This window comes from Trichlorobacter sp. (assembly GCF_034008105.1).
Taxonomy (GTDB): Bacteria; Desulfobacterota; Desulfuromonadia; order Geobacterales; family Pseudopelobacteraceae; genus Trichlorobacter.
This window is the reverse complement of record NZ_JAVEPN010000002.1, coordinates 17,689-36,250: the sequence shown is the minus strand read 5'-3', so window position 1 is coordinate 36,250 and position 18,562 is coordinate 17,689. Positions and strand designations below refer to the sequence as shown.

The window sequence follows — 18,562 nt, the reverse complement described above, 5'->3', positions numbered from 1 at the left end:
AGTGGCTGTGCCGAATCACTTTCAGTTGTTGCACCAGGATACCACCTCTGCTGCCCGTTGCGGCCTGCTGACCACGGCCCATGGCATGATCGAGACGCCGATCTTCATGCCGGTGGGCACCAACGCCACCGTCAAGGCGATGCGGCCCGGCGATCTGAAGGAGGTTGGCGCCCAGATCATCCTGGCCAACACCTACCACCTGTATCTGCGACCGGGACACCGACTGGTGGAACAGCTGGGCGGCCTGCACCGTTTTATGGCCTGGGACGGGCCGATCCTGACCGATTCCGGCGGTTTTCAGGTCTTCAGTCTGGCGGAACTGCGCAAGATCAGCGAAGAAGGGGTTCAGTTCCGCTCCCATATCGACGGTTCACGTCACCTGTTGACACCGGAGCTGTCCATCGCAATTCAAGAGTCCCTAGGGGCTGACGTGATCATGTGCTTTGACGAATGTCCGCCGGCCGATGCCGAACGGCACTATGTCGAGCAGTCGTTGGCGCTGACTACCCGTTGGGCCCGGCGCAGCAAACAGGCCCACAGCCGTCGAGATCAGCTGTTGTTCGGCATTGTGCAGGGGGGGCGCTTTCCGGAACTGCGGCAACGCTCGGCCGCCGAGCTGCAGGAGATCGGTTTCGACGGCTACGCCCTGGGTGGCCTGTCGGTGGGGGAAGAAAAACCGGTCATGCATGCCGTGATGGAGGCCTGCGAACCCCATCTGCCCGTTGATCATCCCCGTTACATCATGGGGATTGGCACCCCGGAAGACCTGGTGGAGGCGGTCTGGCGCGGTTATGATATGTTCGACTGTGTCATGCCGACCCGCAACGCACGTAACGGTATGCTGTTCACCAGCCAGGGGCGGATCAACATCAAGGCCAAGCAGTATGAGGACGATCAGGCGCCGTTGGATCCTGCCTGCGACTGCCAGGTCTGCCGCACCTACTCGCGGGCCTACCTGCGGCATCTGTTCCGGAGCAACGAAATATTGTCTTCGATCTTGAATACGCACCACAACATCGCCTATTATCTGGGCCTGATGTCTCGCATGCGGGAGGCGATCCGGTCTGACCGTTTTGCTGCATTTCGCCGGGATTTTTACGCACACCAACAACCTGCAGTATCAGACAAGGAGGAGTAAACAATGGTAGGAATCGCATTCGCAATGGGCGCCCCCGCTGGTGGGGCAGCAGCGCAACAGGGTGGTATGGCCGCATTCATGAACATCGTGCCGCTGATCTTCATGTTTGCCATTTTCTATTTTCTGCTGATCCGCCCTCAGCAGAAAAAGGCCAAGGAGCACCGTGCCATGCTGGAGGCCCTCAAGGTGGGCGACAGCATCAAGACCGCCGCCGGCATCCATGGCAAGGTATCTGCCATCGAAGACCAGGTGATCACCCTGGAGATCGCCACCGGCGTCAAGATCAAGGTAGACAAGCCGTTCATTACCACCGTGGTGAAGTAACTACTTTCAATAAAGGAGATCGTGCCAATGCCTAAGGGAGCCGGATGGCGCATCACCCTGATAATCGGCTTTATCGCCCTGTCCTGTGTCTACCTGGTGCCGACCTTGATGCCCCAGTTGCCTTCCTGGTGGAAGGGACTCTTGCCCAAGGACAAAATCAGCCTGGGGCTTGACCTGCAGGGGGGAACCCACCTCGTGATGGAGGTGGAGACCCAGAAGGCGGTGGAGGGGACCCTGGACCTGGTGGCCACCGATCTGGAAGATACGCTGAGCGCCAAGAATCTGCGCTACAAGCGGATCAGCCGCACCGGTGCCGACAAGGTTTCCATCGTGCTGTACGAAAAGGAGACCGCTGCCGCGGTGCAGAAGCTGCTCAAGGACAAGTATCGTGACTATGAGCAGGTCTCCTCGGTGGAAGAGGGGGGCATGATCGGTCTCCAGCTGCGGATGAAGGATGAAGATATCCAGGACCGCAAGGACAAGGCTGTTGCCCAGGCCCTGGAGACGATCCGTAACCGGATTGACCAGTTCGGTGTCTCTGAGCCGGTTATCGCCCGTCAGGGCATCAATCAGATCGTGGTGCAGCTGCCCGGCATCAAGGACCCGCAGCGGGCCATCGACCTGATCGGCCGCACCGCCCGTCTGGAGTTCAAGATGGTCAAGGAGGGGGTTTCCCCCACCGGCGGTATGATCCCTGAGGATGCTGAGGTGCTGTATGAGCGGATCAGCGATCCGGTCACCGGCGCGGTCAGTGAAACCCCCTTCGTGGTGCAGAAAAAGGCCCTGATCACCGGTGATCTGCTGACCGATGCCCAGGTGCGGATCGACTCGCAGTTCAACCAGCCCTACGTCTCCATCGAGTTCAACTCGCTGGGTGGCCGCCTGTTTGATCAAGTGACCGCTGCCAACGTGGGCAAGCGTTTTGCCATCGTACTGGATAGCAACGTCTATTCGGCCCCGGTGATCCGGGAGCGGATCTCCGGCGGTTCGGCTCAGATCTCGGGCAACTTCACCGAAAAGACCGCCTCCGACCTGGCGATCGTGCTGCGGGCCGGTGCCCTGCCGGCCCCGGTCAAGGTGATCCAGAACGTGACCGTGGGTGCCTCGCTGGGTAAGGACTCGATTGATAAAGGTTTAATGGCTGGTGCGATTGGCGTGTTGCTGGTGATTGTCTTTATGGCTATCTACTACAAGCTGTCCGGCCTGGTGGCCAACCTGGGCATGGTTCTGAACATCCTCTATCTGATGGGTGCCCTGGCTGCCCTGGGGGCCACCCTGACCCTGCCGGGCATCGCCGCCATCGTGCTGCTGGTCGGTATGTCGGTGGACTCCAACGTGATCATCTTCGAACGGATCCGTGAAGAGCTGCGATTGGGCAAATCACCCAAGGCGGCCCTGGATGCCGGTTATGACCGGGCCTTTCTGACCATCATGGACTCCCACGTCACCGCCCTGATTACCGCCGCCGTGCTGTTCCAGTTCGGCACCGGCCCGGTCAAGGGGTTTGCGGTGTCACTGTCGCTGGGTATCATCATCAACCTGTTCACCTCCCTGACCGGCACCAGGGTAATCTTTGATCTGTTCCTGCATCGGGGCCAGGTCAAAAAACTGAGCATATAAGGGGGGGTGTCATGTTCGAAATCTTCGGCAAGACCAAACTGAACATAGATTTTATCGGTAAGCGCAAGTTTTCTTTTGCTATTTCGGCAATCATTTCGATTGTCGGGATATTCGCGATTGTCCAAATTGCCCTAGGCACCGCCAACCTGGGGATCGACTTCACCGGCGGCACCTCGGTGCAGTTGCAGTTCGACAAGCCGGTTGACTTGGCCGACGCCCGTAAAGCTTTGCATGATGGCGGTCTGGGTGAGGTGGAACTGCAGGAAATTACAGATGGTAACAAGCTGCTGGTCAAGCTGGGCAAGATGGACCAGTTGGCCGTCGGCAAGGCGGCCGAGGTCGTTACGGCGGCCTTTGCCAAGGCGCTGCCCGACCTGCAGGTGACCGTGGACAGCACAACCGAGATCGGGCCGGCCATCGGCGACAAGCTGCGCAAGGACACTCTGGTCGCAGTGGTGATCTCTCTGCTAGGCATTATCTGCTACATCGCCTGGCGTTTTGATTTTCGGTTTGGCATTGGCGCTGTCACCTCCACTCTGCATGACATCCTGGCCATGTTTGCTGTCTACTACATTGCCGGCAAGGAGTTCAACCTGCTGTTCATCACGGCGGTGTTGACCATTGCCGGGTACTCGCTTACCGACACGGTGGTGATCTTTGACCGGATTCGCGAAAATCTGCACAAAGACCTGAAAGGTTCGCTGCACACCATCTTTAACCGCAGCATCAACGAGACCCTTTCGCGCACTATTATTACCTCGTTGACCACCCTGTTGTCTGCTGGAGCGCTCTTCTTCCTGGGTGGTTCGGTGATCCACGACTTTGCCTTTGCCCTGTTGGCTGGTGTGCTGGTGGCCACCTATTCGTCGGTCTTTGTGGCCAGCCCGGTGGTGATCATGCTGGAAGAACGGGCGCAACGCAAAGCTGACGGCGCTGCGCAGACGCCGGCAGCTGCCTAGGAGGTAATTCATGCAGAAGGAATCAATCATCCTCGGTGTGTCCGGTCTGATCATCGGCTTCTTGCTGGGTATCCTGGTGGGGGGCAAGACCATGGGCGGCAGCGGTTCCGGTGTGTCAGCGCCGGTCCAGAATGCGGCGCCGATGGTCAACCCGGCCGACCTGAATGCCCGCATTGCCGAGCTAGAAAAGGTGGTGGCCCAGGACCCCAAGAACGTGCAGGCCTGGGTAACCCTGGGTAACGACTACTTTGATGCCAACAACCCCCAGAAGTCGGTGCAGGCGTACGACAAGGCGCTGGCGTTGAATCCCAACGACCCCAACGTGTTGACCGATCAGGGGGTCATGTTCCGCGCCCTGGGTTTCTTTGACAAGGCGCTGGCCAACTTTGATAGGGCCAATACGTTAAACCCCCAGCACCTGCAGAGTTTGTATAACATGGGGATCGTGCAGGCGGTTGATATGAAACAGCCGTCCAAGGCCCGACCGATCTTCGAGAAGGTAGCCCAGATGGGCGGCAATAGCGAATTGGGCCAGCAGGCCCGCGAGATGCTGCAACAGCTACCGCGCTAAAGGAGTTTCGAACCCCCTCTCCGGAGGGGGTTTTTGTTTATGCAGACCTCGTGGATACTACAAAAAAGTGATCCGGCTGTTGTGTCAGCCCTGATGGCAGAGTTGCAGCTGCAGTCGGCCACGGCACGAGTGCTGGCTGTCCGTGGCTTTGATGACCCGGCCAAGGCACGTGAATTCCTGGCGCCGACCCTGGCCGGCATGGTGGATCCGTTTCTGCTGGCCGGTATGGATCCAGCGGTTACGCGTCTGCTGACGGCCCGTAGCCAGCAGGAACAGCTCTGTGTGTACGGCGATTACGATGTGGATGGCGTGACCGCCACGGCCCTCATGGTGTCGGGCCTGACCGCCCTTGGCCTGCGGGTCGGCTACCACATCCCCCACCGGATGGATGACGGCTACGGACTGAACAGCGAGGCGTTACGGGCGATCCGGTCCCAGGGCGCAACGCTCTGTGTGAGTGTGGACTGCGGGGTGACCGGTATTGCGGAGGCCCAACTGTGTCGTGAAATCGGGCTGGACCTGATCATCACCGATCATCACCAGACGCTGGAGCACCTGCCCGAGGCGGTGGCGGTCATTAATCCCCATCGTCCCGATTGTCCCTATCCCTTCAAGGGTCTGGCCGGGGTAGGGGTGGCCTTCAACCTGCTGGTGGCATTGCGGTCCCGGTTGCGGGAACAGGGTGCCTTTGGTGATAACGGTCCAGATCTGCGCCAGTGGCTGGATCTGGTGGCCCTGGGGACCGTGGCCGATGTGGTGCCGCTCCTGGGGCAGAACCGTCTGCTGGTGGCATCCGGTCTGCAGCGGATGGGGAATGGTACGCGCATCGGCCTCAGTGCGCTGAAACAGGTGTCCGGTATCAGCGGCGACGTTACGGCTGGTCAGGTCGGGTTTCGGCTGGCCCCGCGCCTGAATGCGGCAGGCCGTTTGGAGAGCGCCGTGCCGGGGGTTGAGTTGTTGTTGACCGACGACCGCAGTCTGGCCGACCGGCTGGCCCAGGAATTGAACGATGCCAACAACGAGCGCCAGTCGGTAGAACGGCGCATACTGGACGAAGCGGTGCAACTGGTGGAACAGTCCGGCGGCGTCAACGGACGCTACAGTATCGTGCTGGCATCTGAGAACTGGCACCCCGGCGTGGTGGGGATCGTTGCTTCACGGCTGGTTGAGCGCTATCATCGCCCTACGATCCTGATGGCGATTCAGGAGGATGGCACGGCCAAGGGCTCCGGTCGCAGCATCTCCGGCTTTCACCTGCTGGATGCACTGCATGCGTGCGCTCCGCTCTTGCTGCGCTATGGCGGCCATCGCGTCGCAGCCGGGGTCTCGCTGAAGGTTGAGCAGGTAGCCGCCTTTATAGAGGCCTTTGAACAGGCCGCAGCCAGCCGGCTCGATCAGCAGAGTCTGGTTCCCAGCTTGCTGCTGGATGTTGAGCTGGAGCCTGAAGAGCTGACGACAACGCTGGTTGACGACCTGCAGCGACTGGCGCCGTTTGGGGCCGGCAATCCTGAGCCGGTGGTCTGCATCAGGGGGCTGCGGGTGCTGGAGCGCAAGGTGGTTGGCAGCGATCATCTCCGGTTGCGGCTGGCCCGGGGCCGTCAGCAGATCAACGCCATTGCCTGGCGGATGGCTGGCCGCCACCTGCCGGAGCTGATCGACGTGGCCGGCATGCCGGAGATCGATACCTGGGGCGGGCGCGCCCGACTGCAGCTGCGGGTCAAGGATTTTACAGCAACGGAGCAGAACCATGCAGCGTGACGAGCGTTTTGATAGGGCTGAACGGATTATCCAGGTCGGCTTCTGGGTCAACGCCCTGCTGATGACCATGAAGCTGGCTGCCGGCCATTGGGGCAATTCCGATGCGGTCTTTGCCGATGGCGTTGAATCGGCCTGCGATTTTGTGGCTATCGGCAGCACCATGGTTGCTCTCAAGCTTGGCCGGCAACCCTGTGATGAGAACCACCCCTACGGTCATGGCCGGGCCGAGTCCCTGGCGGCGCTCCTGATAGGGCTGGTGATTGGCATTACCGGTGTCTGGATTCTCTACGATGCGATGCAGACCATCGTCCACCACGAGTTTCGATCGCCCGGCTGGATTGCCGTTGTGGCAGCCGCTGCAACCATTGTCATCAAAGGCTGGCTGTACCGCTATTCAGCCACCACCGGCACACAGCTTGAGAGTCCGTCGCTGTTAGCCATTGCGCAGGATCACCGCAAGGATGCCCTGACCTCTATCGCCACCCTGGCCGGCGTGCTGGGTGCCTTTTTTGGCTGGGGGATCATGGATCCGCTGGCGGCTGGATTCACCGCGCTGTTTATCCTGCATATCGGCTGGCAGACCCTGTTAGGCGCCTGCCATGACCTGATGGACGGGACCGTGCATGGCGAGTATATCCAGGAGATCACCGCACTGGCCGAAGCGGTGCCCCACGTTGAAGAGGTGCATGAGATCCGTGCCCGGCGGTCGGGACAATACATCATCATCGACCTCAAGCTGGAGATGGACCCGCAGATGACTGTCAAACAGTCCCATGACGTGGCCACCGAGGTGAAGCGTCAGATATTCGAGCAGTTTCAAAATGTGGGCGATGTCATGATCCATATCAACCCCCACGCTGAAGAGCACGAAGACCTGATCAGGCTGTAAGACGATGGACCTGAACCTCGTCAGACTCAGCATGCCGCTACCCGCTACCGCAGCACAACAGCTGACCAATGCTCTCACCACCGAGCGCGTCCTGTTCGAACAGTCCCTGTCTTCGCTCTGCACCCGGAGCCTTTCCAGCGATGCCGAACTGGTGCGGCGCCATCAAAAACCGAGCCTGCCGTTTATCTTTTCACTGCCCTGTGAAGGTCAGCTGGAATGTCTGTTGCTGGGACCCGCCATTGCTGAGCTGCCCCGTGTCTTGTCAACGGTGGCCGCCCGTGCCGGTCTTGCGCAACTCACCTCCTTTGGTGCCTATGATTATCAGGGGGGGCTGATTGAGCTGCAGGCCGATGGCGAAGCTGAACTGCCAGTGCTCTCGCTGGCGGCACTGCTGGATCTGGCAACTCCCCGTTATGCCGACTGCCAGCGGCTGCGGGTGACCTTGCTGACGCCGTTGCGTCTGGTGACCGACGGCCGGGAGCTGTCCCGTTTTGTCGCAGAACGGTTCGTGCGGGGCGTCTTGCGGAGGATATCTGCCCTGACGGCCTACTACGGCACCGCCGCTGCACCCGAGCAATTTATCCGGCTGGCGTCACAGGCCGGCGCCCTGCGCTTACTTGAAGCCCGGCCACTACCGGCACCCCGTGGAGCGCGTGGGCTGTTGGGCAGTTTTGATCTACAGGGCAGCTGCAGCGAACTGGGGCCGATGCTTGAGCTGGGTGGGCTGCTGCATGTCGGCAAAGGCGCCTCCTACGGGCTGGGGGCCTTTCGGATAAGCCCGCTTTCTTGACAACACAACTACGGGTAAGGTATTAAATCAAGATGTTTCATGAGCGGCAGCCAGCTACTGTTGCCCATGCCCTAACGGTTGATGTTGAGGACTGGTATCATGTCTGTGGAGCCGAGCAGGCGGCAGGCGAGCGGTCCGGCCACCAGGGGCGTGTGCTGCATACGACATCGTTGGTACTTGATCTGCTTCGCTCCTGCGGGGTGCGGGGCACTTTTTTTGTATTGGGCTCGGTGGCCAGCCGTTACCCTGAACTGGCGCCCCGGATTGTGGCCGCAGGACATGAACTGGCGTCCCACGGCTGGTCACACCGCCTGGTGACGGAGCTTTCGCCGCAGGAGTTTGGCGACGAACTGCTGCAGACTGCCGACCTGCTGGAACACCAGACCGGACAGCGTCCCCGGGGCTTTCGGGCGCCGCGCTGGTCGTTGAGCAGGCAAACCATCCCCTGGGCCTTCGAGATACTGGCGCAGCAGGGGTATCGCTACGACAGCAGCCTGACGCCGTTGGCCATGATCGGCGACCCGGCCGGTCCCCGCCTGCCGCATCGGATTGAGACAGCAGCAGGCACCCTGTGGGAGATCCCTCCGTTGGTGACGTCGACCCCGCTGGGCAATCTGCCCACCGGCGGCGGCTGGGGCTTCCGCTTTTTCCCTTTAGCGATGATCAGGCACACCCTGCAGGTCTACCAGCGTCAAGGCGGACCGGGAGTGCTGTTCATGCATCCACGGGAGCTCGATCCGGATGGCCCCCGCTTGCGGCTTGGCCTGCTGCGGGAATTCGCCACCTACGGGCCTCAAAGCAGTGCTGCCGGACGGCTGGCAGCGCTGATGCGCAGTTTCAGTTTCAGACCTTTGGGGGAACAGGTGGCCTTGTGGCAGACTGCATCCTGATACCGGCCTATAACGCTGCAGCCACCCTCCGGCCGGTGGTTGAGGAGTGTCTGTTGCACGGTCTGCCCCTGGTGGTGGTCGACGACGGTTCCCGAGACGGCACGGCCGCTGCCCTGGAGGGGTTAGCCGTTACCGTGCTGCATCATGATCGCAACCGTGGCAAAGGGGCTGCCCTGCGGACCGGTTTTGACTGGGCATTGGCCCATGGCTATACGGGCATCATTACCCTGGATGCCGACGGGCAGCATGACCCGACTGCAATCCCCAGACTGGCGGCGGCAGCCGCTGCGGGACAGTTCGGTATCCTGCTGGCTTCCCGCCAGAGCCAGTTTGAGCAGATGGCAGGTCTGCGCAAGCACTGGAACCGGTTCGGTGTCTGGTGTATGCGCAAGCGGACCGGTTTTGAGATCAGTGACAGCCAGTCCGGCTTCCGTTACTACCGGACCGACCTGCTGCGTGCCGTTCAACTGGAAAAGGACGGCTATGACCTGGAGATGGAGCTGTTGATGAAATGCTGGCGGGCCGGTTTTCGTATCGGCTGTCTGCCGGTGCCGGCCCGAGTGGCCGACGGACGCGCCACCAGTCACTATCGGGCGGTGCGTGACACCTGGAATATCTGCATGACGTTTTTGCGTTATATGTAGCGAGGGCCTGAATGCTGCAAACACTGAAAACCTATACCCGCGACAAGCTGGTTTCCTATCTGCTGTCGCTGGCCACCTCATCTTCAGACGATACCCTGATCAAGATGACGCACCTGATGGAGTTGATCCCGAAAAAGGATTACTACAAGGCGCGCATCCGCTGGGTCCGTGATCTGATCAAGATGCGGCATCCGTCCATCGAGTTTCCCCGCCGCATCCTGCGTGAGTTGCATCCGAACCAGCGTGACAAATGGATCACCAACCTGGCGGTCAACCACCTCCTGTCCGGCACCAACAAGCGCAAGGAATGGGCCGACCAGAACGGTTTCTATCCGCCCTCCACGGTGGTTATCTCGGTCACCATGCGCTGCAACCTTTCCTGCTACGGCTGCTACGCCGGTGACTACAACAAGGCCCTGGAACTGTCGTTGGATGAGATCGATGGTGTGCTGACCCAGATGAAGGAGATGGGGATCTACTTCGCGGTGATCTCCGGCGGTGAGCCGTTCTTCATGCAGGGGATCTTCGACCTGTTCAAGAAGCACAACGACATGGCCTTCCTGGTCTTCACCCATGGCGGCCTGATCGATGAGCGGCTGGTGCAGCAGCTGATCGAGGTGGGCAACGTGATGCCGGCCTTTTCCCTGGAAGGCTACCAGCAGGAGACCGACGAACGGCGCGGCGCCGGCCACTTCAACAAGGTGCTGAACGCCATGCGGCTGCTGCGTGAGAATGGGCTCTCCTTCTGCGGCTCCTTCACTCACTCCAGTAAGAATACCGACATCATCACCGACCCGGCCTACATTGATTTTCTGCTGGAGCAGGGGGTCTTTGCCCTCTGGTTGTTCTCCTATGTGCCGGTGGGCCGGGAACCAAACCCGGACCTGATGCCCAGCCCGGAGCAACGCGACCGCCTGCGGCGCGCCACGATCGAGTTCCGCGCCACCCGTCCGATGCTGTTCATTGATTTCTGGAACGACGGCCCGATTATCTCCGGCTGTATCGCCGGCGGGCGTAAATACATCCATGTGAATGCCAATGGCGACATCGAGCCCTGCGTATTCTGCCATTTTGCAGTGGACAACATCCGTCGTGCCAGCCTCAAGGAGGCCCTGGGCTCGCCCCTGTTCCGCAAGATCCGGGAGAAACAGGGTGAACACGACAACCTGCTGCGGCCCTGTATGCTGATCGATCATCCCGACTACGGTCGCGAGTTCTTCCAGAGTGAAGGGGCCTACCCGACCCATGAAGGGGCCGATGCGATCTTCACCAGCCTGGCCGACCGGATGGACGACTACGCCCGTAGCTATGGCGAGATCGCCGATCGAGCCTGGGATGACGAATTCAAGGAGCATCCGGTGCGGCAACGGAACAGCGGTAAGCAGTAAGCACAATGGCCCTGTACAGCAAGTCGAACCTGGCGCTGTTGGCGTTATTCACCCGTTTGGTGCCCCGCTGGCTGGTGCCGCCCTTTGCTGCACTGGCCGGACTGTTTTCCTACCTGCTGGCGGGCCGTCAGCGGCGTGGGCAGCGTGACAACCTGCGGGTGGTCACCGGTCGTCGGCAGGTCGAGTTGCTGCTGTTGTCCTCCATGTACAAGTTCTGCCGCAACTGGTGTGATCTGGTGCTGATGTCCCGCCTGCGGGGCGAGCGGCTGCAGGCCCTGATCGGTCGCCGCAGTAATCCCGAACCGCTGGAGGCAGCCCTGGCTGCCGGTAGCGGCGCGATACTGATCTCGCCCCACCTGGGTACCTGGGAGTTGGGGGGGCTGGGGCTGGCCGACCTGGGCTACCGGGTTAATGTGCTGACCTACCGTGAGCCCGACGAGCAGGTCAACGAGCAACGGCGGCAGATTCGTGAAGAGCGGGGCATCGGCGTGATCTACGTGGATCGCGACGACACCTCGCCCCTGGCGATCATCGAGGCGGTCAATGCCCTGCGCAGGAATGAGATCGTTTGCCTGATCGGCGACCGCGACGGTTCATCCAATACCGTCACGGTGCCCTTTTTTGGCCGTCCCACCGCTTTGCCGGCCGGTGCTGCCCACCTGGCCCTGGCCACCGGTGCGCCGGTGATTCCGGTCTTTGTGGTGCTGGAGGATGATGGGCGCTATGCTACCCTGATGGAGGAGGCGATCTTTTTTTCTGCCCGCCACGGCCACAACCGGGAGGTGGTGCAGCAGGGGATGACTCGCCTGGCGGCGGTGTTTGAACACTACATCCGTCAGTATCCCGACCAGTGGTACAATTTTTTTAGGTTCTGGACTACTCACGCAAAGGAATAAGCTATGTCTGAAGAATTGGTTGGCAAGGTCAAGCAGATGATCATCGACGCCCTGCGGATCGAGGGGATGTCTCCCGATGAGATTGACAGTGATGCGCCGTTGTTTGGCGAAGGTCTGGGGCTGGATTCCATCGATGCCCTGCAGTTGGTGGTGGCCATGGAGAAGGAGTTTGGCGTCGTGGTGCCCGACGCCGCCACCGGCAGCAAGGTGTTTGCCTCGGCTCGCGCCATGGCTGCCTTTATTGCTTAAAACCGTCAATAAGTCCGGGACGTTCGATGAAGATTCTCTTTCTCTCGCCAGGCTGGCCCAAAGGACGGTTGTGGGGTGAACTCGGCTTCAAGTTTCCCACCCTGTCGCTGGCTGCCCTGGCAGCAGTGACTCCTCCCGAGTGGGAGGTGGCCTTCCACGATGACGCCATCCGCCAGACCCCCTTCGACACCGATGCCGATCTGATCGCCCTGACCGCCATGACCGCCCAGGCTACCCGGGCCTATCAGCTGGCCGACGCCTTTCGGGCCCAGGGCAAGACGGTGGTGATGGGCGGTTTTCATGCCAGCAACCTGCCGGATGAGGCGTTGCAACATGTGGATAGTGTCGTGGTGGGAGAGGGCGAACTGGCCTGGCCCCAACTGCTGGCCGATTTTCAGGCCGGGCGGTTGCAACGCAGCTACCGGGCCGACGGACTGATCGACACCAGCCTGATCCCGGTGGCCCGCAGGGAGATCTTCAAAGGCTCGGGTCATTTCTTCACCAACACCATCCAGACCACTCGCGGCTGCCCCTTTGACTGCGAGTTCTGTTCGGTAACCGCCTTCTATGGCCGCAAGTACCGCAAACGGCCGGTGGAGCAGGTGCTGGCCGAGCTTGAACAGCTGCGCAAGGTCAATTCGTTTGTCTTTTTTGTGGATGACAACATCGTGGCTGACCGGAAGTACTCCCTGCCGCTGTTTGCCGGGATGAAGGGGATGGGGATCAAATGGCTCTCCCATGCCCCGATCGACTTCGCCGAGGACCAAGAACTGCTCAAGGCAGCTGGCGAATCAGGCTGTGTGGGGATGTTTGTCGGTTTCGAATCCTTGAACCAGGAGTCGTTGGCCGCCATGGGCAAGGTTACCAACCGGGCCGACTCGTTCAAGGCCTATGCCCAGCAGTTTCGAGACCACGGCATCGGCATCCTCGGTTCTTTCGTGATGGGCTGCGACGGTGATACCCCGGCCGTGTTTGAGCAGACCCTCCGTTTTTGTGAAGATGCCCGTCTCGAGGCGGCCATCTTCCCGATCCTGACCCCCTATCCCGGCACCGCCGTTCGTCGCCGACTGGAGGCGGAGGGGCGCATCATCAGCAACAACTGGCAGGATTACGACATGGAGCATGTCACCTTTGAGCCCCGTGGCATGAGCGTGCAAGAACTGCAGGACGGCTACGACCAGATCTGCCGTTCCTTCTACTCGCTGGGCTCCATCTGGCGGCGTATCGGCAAACTGCACCGTTCGGTGCAGGTCTTTGGGCCGATGAATATCGGCTTCCGCTCGGCCATCCGCAGAAAGCGACCAAGCCTGTGAGCCGCCGGCCGCGTCTGCTGCTGGTCTATCCGGCCAGCCACAAGCTGGGCTGGGTCAAACGGTTTCAGTTGCCCCCTCTGGCGCTCAAGCAGGTGGCTGCCGCTACCCCTCCCGAGTGGGAGGTGTTGTTGGCCGATGAGGTGCAGGAGCAGATCGATTATAACGGTGATTACGACCTGGTGGGGATCACCGCCATGACCCACCAGATCGTGCGGGCCTACCAGATCGCCGATCGCTTTCGCGAGCGTGGTGTGCCGGTGGTGCTGGGGGGGATCCACCCCACAGTGCTGCCCGATGAGGCGATTGGCCATGCCGACAGCGTGGTGCTGGGAGAGGCCGAACCGGTCTGGGCCGGCCTGCTTGACGATCTGCAGCAGGGGCGGCTGCAGCGTTTCTACCAACAGCTGCCCGAAGGCAACCAGCTGAACATTCCCTGGTCGCGTACCGATTTTCTGGAGCCCCGCCAGTATCTGACCACCAGAACCACCCAGGCCAGCCGCGGCTGTCCCTACAACTGTCCTTTCTGTACCGTCACTCCCCATTTTGGCCGCACCTTCCGCTACCGCGATCCCGAGGATGTGCTGGCAGAATTGAGAACCTTCAAGCCTGGCCTGATGGTCTTCCTGGACGACAACATCCTGGGTGACCCGCAACGCGCCAAGCCGATCCTGCAAGGCATGGTGGGCATGGGGCTCAAATGGGGCGGGCAGGCCAACCTGCGCTTTGCCGAAGATCCTGATCTGGTGCGCCTGCTGGCGGATTCGGGCTGTGTCGGCATCTTTGTGGGCCTCGAATCGGCCGATGGCGAGTACGCCAATCACCCCAAGACCGCCGGCAACACCCCCCAGGCCGATCTGATCAAGCGGATCCGTGACACCGGTGTGGTGGTGGAGGGTTCGGTGATCTTCGGCTTTGACGACCATGACGAAGGAATCTTCGAGCGGACGGTTCGCTACCTGGAGACCTGTGCCGTCAGTCTGCCCACCTTCCATATCCTGACCCCCTATCCGGGCACCGCTTTATTCAGTCAGTTCCAACAGGAAGGGCGGTTGTTGCACACCGACTGGCAACGCTATGACCACGGCCAAGTGGTCTATCGCCCCAAACTGATGTCACCTGAGCGCCTGTACCAGGGCTGGCATGATGCGCGGCGTGAGGCCTACCGTTGGCCGGCCATAGCCGGCCGTGTCATGCAGAGCCCCGGCAAGGGGGTCAACCTGTTGTACAACATCCTCCGTCGCGGCGGCATTTACGGACAGGAGAAAAAGGCGCCATGATCCTCTGGCTGTTTCCGGGGCAACCGTTACAGCGCGAGACGCTGCTGCCGGAGGACAACGACCTGTTGGCCATTGACCGTCTGTGCCGTGAGCGCTGCGGCTATGACCTGATCAACCACCAGGCGGTGGCTGGAGCTGTGCTCAGCCCGCACACCATGCTGCAGTTGTATGGGGTGGCCCTGTCGTTGTACCGGGCCCGGCGCCTGCGTCGTGAGGGTGTGCAGCCCGATCTGATTGCGGAACATTCACTCGGCCTCTACGCTGCCTTGGCGGCCAGCGGCAGCATTGACGAGGGCGATGCCCTTGAATTGGCCTGCCGGATCGGTGGCTGTATGGCCGCCATGGGCGCTCAACAGCAGTACGCCCTGGGTTGCGCCATCGGTATCGGGCAGGCTGCCGTTGAGCAGGCCGCTGCTGAGGCAGGTGTATTTGTTGCCAACTACAACACCTCCAGCCACTTCCTGCTGGCCGGCCCAGCTGCAGGGATTGAGGCCGCGCTTTCCGCCTGTCGGGCCACCGGCGCCTTTTCGGTCAGCCAGTTCCCCTGCGAGGCGCCGTTGCACACCCCCCTGCTGGCAGCGATCAGTGATCAGCTGACCACCATCGTGGCAGACTACCGTTTTCAGGAACCGTCTATTCCGCTGGTGGAGCATGTCACCCAAACCCGGCTGACTGCCGAGCGCATACCAACCTTTGTGGTGGATGAGTTGCTGCAGCCGGTCTATTGGGAGTGGACCTGGCGGCAGTTGCGGGCCACCGGCTTTGATCGCTGCATCGAGGTGGGCAGCGGCCAGGCCCTGACCAAATTTAACCGCTGGATCGATACGGAGGCGGCAGTATGACCTGGGATGAGACAACCATCACCGTACGCTTTAACGAGGTGGATGCCTACCAGGTGGCCTGGCACGGCCATTATGTGGGCTGGTTGGAGATCGGCAGGATGGCCCTGGCCCGTCGCTTCGGGCTGGATCCGTTCCAGCTGGTCGAGCTGGGCTTCCTGGGACCGGTGGTACAGCTTGATCTGAAATACCTGCGCCCGGCCCGCTGCAATGATTCCCTTACCATCCGTACGACCCTGGAACCCTGCGAAACAGCCCAGCTGATCTTCAGCAGTGAGATTATTGCCCCTGACGGCAGTCGTCTGGCCAGCGGTCGGACCGTGCACGCCCTGACCGATCTTGACGGTACGCTGCAGTTCCGTTTACCGGAGCCGGTGGCAGAGCGGGTGGTTGCCCTGCAGCGCTGGGCTCGAGGGGAGGCGTCATGAAGCTACTGCTGATCTCGGCCAACCGCGAACGGTCGCCCTATCCGGTCTTTCCGATCGGACTGGCCTTCCTGGCCGAACCCCTTACACAGGCCGGCCATCAGCTGGCCGCTCTGGACCTCTGTTTCGAGGCTGATCCCCATGAAGCCGTCACGGCGGCCCTGGCCGATCAGCAACCCGACGCGGTGGTGATCTCGTTGCGCAACCTGGATAATGTCACCTGGCCCGGCAGTGTCAGCTATCTGGATGCGCTGCGCGAGGTGGTGGCGGCCTGCAGGGGTAAGGCTACGGTGATTCTGGGCGGTTCCGGCTATTCGTTGATGCCGGTGGAGATTCTGGCCCACTGTGGTGCCGATTACGGCCTGGTGGGGGAGGGGGAGCAGCTGTTACCTCGTCTGCTGGACTGCCTCGGCACGGGCGGTGATCCGGCAGCGCTGCCGGGGGTGGTGCTGCCGGGCAGAGCGACCTTTCTGCCGCCGCTGCCGCTGGAGACCATCGGCAGCCCTGATCGCCAGCTGTTTGATGTGGCCCGCTACCTGAAGGAAGGGGGCATGGCCAACCTGCAGACCAAGCGGGGCTGTCCCTTCAGTTGTGTCTATTGTACCTATCCGCTCCTGGAAGGGCAGCGGATGCGGCTGCGTCCGGTGGCCGAGATCATTGCAGAACTGCAGGGGCTGGTGACTGACCACGCCGTGGATTACGTCTACTTTGTGGATGATATCTTCAACTATCCGCCCCGGTTTGCCGAGCAGCTGTGCCAGGCGATGATCACGGCTGGGCTCAAGGTCAACTGGTCGGCCTTCATCAACCCCGGCTTTATTACCCCGGAATTATTGGAGCTGATGCAACAGGCCGGCTGCGACGCAGTTGAGTTCGGCACCGAATCCGGCTCGCCGGCCATGCTGCACAACCTGGGTAAATCGTTCAGCGTCGAGCAGGTGCGTACAGCCTCGCAGCTCTGTAAGGCCGCCGGTCTGGATTTTGCCCACTATATGCTGTTTGGCGGCCCGGGGGAGACCGAGCAGACCGTGCTGGAGAGCTTCGGGCTGATGGACGAACTGGCCCCCACTGCCGTGATCGCCATGACCGGCATCCGGATCTACCCTGGCACACAGCTGGCGCAGACGGCCCTGGCCGAGGGCATCATCACCGCTGAAACCGATCTGGTGCAGCCGGTTTTTTACCTGGCGCCTGCCATCGGTGAGCGGCTGGCCGAGCTGGTGACGAGTGAGGCGATGCAGCGTAAAAACTGGATCGTGCCGGGGCTGGAGGTCAACGTCAGTCCTGCCATGCTGGAGGCGATGCGGATCTTCAAGGTGCGTGGTCCCTTGTGGAAGATGATCAAGCGACTGGGGCGCAGCCACCAGCATCCGCTGGCAGCCGCCAGTTGACGCGACAGCTCTAACACGTATACTATCGGTTCACTTTTCCCCGGGGGGCCATGATGGCTGCAGAAAAATTCGAGACCTCACTCAAAAAGCTGGAGGAGGTCGTGCGTAAACTGGAGGGGGGCACCCTGCCACTGGATGACTCCATCAAGGCCTTTGAGGAAGGGGTCAAGCATGCCGCCTTCTGTGCCCGGAAGCTGGATGAGGCCGAACGCAAGGTGGAGATGCTGATCAAACAGCGTGATGGTTCCTTCAAGAGGGAACCGTTTGGCGCCGGTGACGAAGAGGACGACTAAGAAAGGGCGCCCATGGACCTGAAAGCATATCTGAAAGAAAAGATTGCCTTGGTGGATATTGCTCTGGATCAGTACCTGCCCACGGAGGAGGAACGTCCCCAGAACCTGCACAAGGCGATGCGCTACTCGATCTTTGCCGGCGGCAAGCGGGTCCGTCCGGTATTGCTGCTGGCGGCCTGCGAGGCGGTTGGCGGCGCCATCGCAAGGGCCATGCCGGCGGCCTGTGCCATGGAGATGATCCATACCTATTCGCTGATTCACGACGACCTGCCGGCCATGGACGATGACGATTTCCGGCGCGGACGTCCCACCAACCACAAGGTGTTTGGCGAGGCGATCGCCATCCTGGCCGGTGACGGCCTGTTGACCGAGGCCTTTAAGCTGATGGCCAACCCGGCCTTTAGCGCCGGTGTCGATGCTGGCGCCCGGATGGCGGTGATCAGCGAGATTGCCACCTGCGCCGGTTCCTACGGCATGGTGGGGGGGCAGGTGGTGGATATGGAGAGTGAAGGCCAGCCGGAGATGGATCTGCCTACGGTGCAGTACATCCACACCCACAAGACCGGCGCCCTGATCAAGGCCTCGGTGGTGGCCGGAGCGCTCTTGGGTAGCGCCGACGAAAAACAACTGGCCGCCATCCGTCGCTATGGTGAGGCAGCTGGTCTGGCCTTCCAGATCGCCGACGATATCCTGGATATCGAGGGCACGACGGAAGAGATCGGCAAGGATGCCGGCAGCGACGAGGCCCGTGGCAAGGCCACCTATCCGGCGGTGATGGGGCTGGCCGCCGCCAAGCAGGAGGCTGCAGCAATGATGGATGAGGCCCTGAACGCCCTGGCCAGTTTTGGGGCGGAGGCCGAACCCCTGCGTGAGATTGCCAGGTACATCGTGGAACGGAAAAACTAACG

General features: G+C 61.2%; 20 protein-coding genes. All 20 read left to right on the top strand.

What is annotated here, in order from left to right:
- The first annotated feature begins 7 nt into the window (after positions 1–7).
- Genes tgt through RBQ93_RS01680 form a run of 20 tightly spaced genes read left to right on the top strand, consistent with a single transcriptional unit; the run spans position 8 to position 18,560 of the window.
- The gene (tgt, locus tag RBQ93_RS01775) at positions 8–1,138 is read left to right on the top strand and encodes a tRNA guanosine(34) transglycosylase Tgt (RefSeq protein WP_320370286.1); all 1,131 of its coding nucleotides are present in this window, start codon (positions 8–10) and stop codon (positions 1,136–1,138) included.
- Between the two features lie 3 nt (positions 1,139–1,141).
- On the top strand, positions 1,142–1,462 hold the full coding sequence (gene yajC, locus RBQ93_RS01770) for a preprotein translocase subunit YajC (RefSeq protein WP_320370285.1): 321 nt from the start codon (positions 1,142–1,144) through the stop codon (positions 1,460–1,462).
- Between the two features lie 27 nt (positions 1,463–1,489).
- Positions 1,490–3,082: a protein translocase subunit SecD gene (gene secD, locus RBQ93_RS01765; RefSeq protein WP_320370284.1), complete on the top strand. Its 1,593-nt coding sequence runs from the start codon at positions 1,490–1,492 to the stop codon at positions 3,080–3,082.
- Positions 3,083–3,093: 11 nt separating this feature from the next.
- Positions 3,094–4,041 carry a protein translocase subunit SecF gene (secF, locus tag RBQ93_RS01760; RefSeq protein WP_320370283.1) on the top strand — a complete coding sequence of 316 codons (948 nt, stop codon included), beginning with the start codon at positions 3,094–3,096 and terminating at the stop codon, positions 4,039–4,041.
- Positions 4,042–4,051: 10 nt separating this feature from the next.
- The gene (locus tag RBQ93_RS01755) at positions 4,052–4,612 is read left to right on the top strand and encodes a tetratricopeptide repeat protein (RefSeq protein ID WP_320370282.1); all 561 of its coding nucleotides are present in this window, start codon (positions 4,052–4,054) and stop codon (positions 4,610–4,612) included.
- 39 nt (positions 4,613–4,651) lie between these two features.
- Entirely contained in the window at positions 4,652–6,370 is a 1,719-nt protein-coding gene (recJ, locus tag RBQ93_RS01750) for a single-stranded-DNA-specific exonuclease RecJ (protein ID WP_320370281.1), read from the top strand.
- Positions 6,360–7,259: a cation diffusion facilitator family transporter gene (locus tag RBQ93_RS01745; protein ID WP_320370280.1), complete on the top strand. Its 900-nt coding sequence runs from the start codon at positions 6,360–6,362 to the stop codon at positions 7,257–7,259. The genes recJ and RBQ93_RS01745 overlap by 11 nt, the downstream gene beginning before the upstream one ends.
- A gap of 4 nt (positions 7,260–7,263) precedes the next feature.
- Complete coding sequence (cas6, locus tag RBQ93_RS01740; protein WP_320370279.1) at positions 7,264–8,049, top strand: CRISPR system precrRNA processing endoribonuclease RAMP protein Cas6; 786 nt, start codon at positions 7,264–7,266, stop codon at positions 8,047–8,049.
- A 32-nt stretch (positions 8,050–8,081) separates the two neighbouring features.
- On the top strand, positions 8,082–8,939 hold the full coding sequence (locus RBQ93_RS01735; RefSeq protein WP_320370278.1) for a polysaccharide deacetylase family protein: 858 nt from the start codon (positions 8,082–8,084) through the stop codon (positions 8,937–8,939).
- Entirely contained in the window at positions 8,921–9,583 is a 663-nt protein-coding gene (locus RBQ93_RS01730; protein ID WP_320370277.1) for a glycosyltransferase family 2 protein, read from the top strand. Before RBQ93_RS01735 ends, RBQ93_RS01730 begins: the two co-directional genes overlap by 19 nt.
- 11 nt (positions 9,584–9,594) lie before the next feature.
- Entirely contained in the window at positions 9,595–10,971 is a 1,377-nt protein-coding gene (locus RBQ93_RS01725) for a radical SAM protein (protein WP_320370276.1), read from the top strand.
- A gap of 5 nt (positions 10,972–10,976) precedes the next feature.
- Positions 10,977–11,867 carry a lysophospholipid acyltransferase family protein gene (locus tag RBQ93_RS01720; protein WP_320370275.1) on the top strand — a complete coding sequence of 297 codons (891 nt, stop codon included), beginning with the start codon at positions 10,977–10,979 and terminating at the stop codon, positions 11,865–11,867.
- 3 nt (positions 11,868–11,870) lie between these two features.
- Positions 11,871–12,116 (top strand): phosphopantetheine-binding protein, encoded by a 246-nt coding sequence (locus RBQ93_RS01715; RefSeq protein WP_320370274.1) that lies wholly within the window; start codon positions 11,871–11,873, stop codon positions 12,114–12,116.
- 26 nt (positions 12,117–12,142) lie between these two features.
- On the top strand, positions 12,143–13,429 hold the full coding sequence (locus RBQ93_RS01710) for a B12-binding domain-containing radical SAM protein (RefSeq protein WP_320370273.1): 1,287 nt from the start codon (positions 12,143–12,145) through the stop codon (positions 13,427–13,429).
- On the top strand, positions 13,426–14,706 hold the full coding sequence (locus RBQ93_RS01705; RefSeq protein WP_320370272.1) for a B12-binding domain-containing radical SAM protein: 1,281 nt from the start codon (positions 13,426–13,428) through the stop codon (positions 14,704–14,706). The genes RBQ93_RS01710 and RBQ93_RS01705 overlap by 4 nt, the downstream gene beginning before the upstream one ends.
- Complete coding sequence (locus tag RBQ93_RS01700) at positions 14,703–15,548, top strand: ACP S-malonyltransferase (RefSeq protein ID WP_320370271.1); 846 nt, start codon at positions 14,703–14,705, stop codon at positions 15,546–15,548. The genes RBQ93_RS01705 and RBQ93_RS01700 overlap by 4 nt, the downstream gene beginning before the upstream one ends.
- Positions 15,545–15,973, top strand: coding sequence for an acyl-CoA thioesterase (locus tag RBQ93_RS01695; RefSeq protein WP_320370270.1), 429 nt, complete (start codon positions 15,545–15,547; stop codon positions 15,971–15,973). Before RBQ93_RS01700 ends, RBQ93_RS01695 begins: the two co-directional genes overlap by 4 nt.
- Positions 15,970–17,361: a lipid biosynthesis B12-binding/radical SAM protein gene (locus tag RBQ93_RS01690; protein ID WP_320370269.1), complete on the top strand. Its 1,392-nt coding sequence runs from the start codon at positions 15,970–15,972 to the stop codon at positions 17,359–17,361. The genes RBQ93_RS01695 and RBQ93_RS01690 overlap by 4 nt, the downstream gene beginning before the upstream one ends.
- Positions 17,362–17,414: 53 nt before the next feature.
- Positions 17,415–17,654, top strand: a complete 240-nt coding sequence (locus tag RBQ93_RS01685; RefSeq protein ID WP_320370268.1) for an exodeoxyribonuclease VII small subunit — start codon at positions 17,415–17,417, stop codon at positions 17,652–17,654.
- A 12-nt stretch (positions 17,655–17,666) separates the two neighbouring features.
- Positions 17,667–18,560: a farnesyl diphosphate synthase gene (locus RBQ93_RS01680; protein ID WP_320370267.1), complete on the top strand. Its 894-nt coding sequence runs from the start codon at positions 17,667–17,669 to the stop codon at positions 18,558–18,560.
- Positions 18,561–18,562: the final 2 nt, after the last annotated feature.

Excerpts from the sequence above, each read along its gene's own strand:
- yajC (WP_320370285.1), top strand. The coding sequence starts at position 1,142 with ATGGTAGGAATCGCATTCGCAATGGGCGCCCCCGCTGGTGGGGCAGCA.
- secD (WP_320370284.1), top strand. The coding sequence starts at position 1,490 with ATGCCTAAGGGAGCCGGATGGCGCATCACCCTGATAATCGGCTTTATC.
- secF (WP_320370283.1), top strand. The coding sequence starts at position 3,094 with ATGTTCGAAATCTTCGGCAAGACCAAACTGAACATAGATTTTATCGGT.
- RBQ93_RS01755 (WP_320370282.1), top strand. The coding sequence starts at position 4,052 with ATGCAGAAGGAATCAATCATCCTCGGTGTGTCCGGTCTGATCATCGGC.
- recJ (WP_320370281.1), top strand. The coding sequence starts at position 4,652 with ATGCAGACCTCGTGGATACTACAAAAAAGTGATCCGGCTGTTGTGTCA.
- RBQ93_RS01745 (WP_320370280.1), top strand. The coding sequence starts at position 6,360 with ATGCAGCGTGACGAGCGTTTTGATAGGGCTGAACGGATTATCCAGGTC.
- cas6 (WP_320370279.1), top strand. The coding sequence starts at position 7,264 with ATGGACCTGAACCTCGTCAGACTCAGCATGCCGCTACCCGCTACCGCA.
- RBQ93_RS01735 (WP_320370278.1), top strand. The coding sequence starts at position 8,082 with ATGTTTCATGAGCGGCAGCCAGCTACTGTTGCCCATGCCCTAACGGTT.
- RBQ93_RS01725 (WP_320370276.1), top strand. The coding sequence starts at position 9,595 with ATGCTGCAAACACTGAAAACCTATACCCGCGACAAGCTGGTTTCCTAT.
- RBQ93_RS01720 (WP_320370275.1), top strand. The coding sequence starts at position 10,977 with ATGGCCCTGTACAGCAAGTCGAACCTGGCGCTGTTGGCGTTATTCACC.
- RBQ93_RS01715 (WP_320370274.1), top strand. The coding sequence starts at position 11,871 with ATGTCTGAAGAATTGGTTGGCAAGGTCAAGCAGATGATCATCGACGCC.
- RBQ93_RS01710 (WP_320370273.1), top strand. The coding sequence starts at position 12,143 with ATGAAGATTCTCTTTCTCTCGCCAGGCTGGCCCAAAGGACGGTTGTGG.
- RBQ93_RS01700 (WP_320370271.1), top strand. The coding sequence starts at position 14,703 with ATGATCCTCTGGCTGTTTCCGGGGCAACCGTTACAGCGCGAGACGCTG.
- RBQ93_RS01695 (WP_320370270.1), top strand. The coding sequence starts at position 15,545 with ATGACCTGGGATGAGACAACCATCACCGTACGCTTTAACGAGGTGGAT.
- RBQ93_RS01690 (WP_320370269.1), top strand. The coding sequence starts at position 15,970 with ATGAAGCTACTGCTGATCTCGGCCAACCGCGAACGGTCGCCCTATCCG.
- RBQ93_RS01685 (WP_320370268.1), top strand. The coding sequence starts at position 17,415 with ATGGCTGCAGAAAAATTCGAGACCTCACTCAAAAAGCTGGAGGAGGTC.
- RBQ93_RS01680 (WP_320370267.1), top strand. The coding sequence starts at position 17,667 with ATGGACCTGAAAGCATATCTGAAAGAAAAGATTGCCTTGGTGGATATT.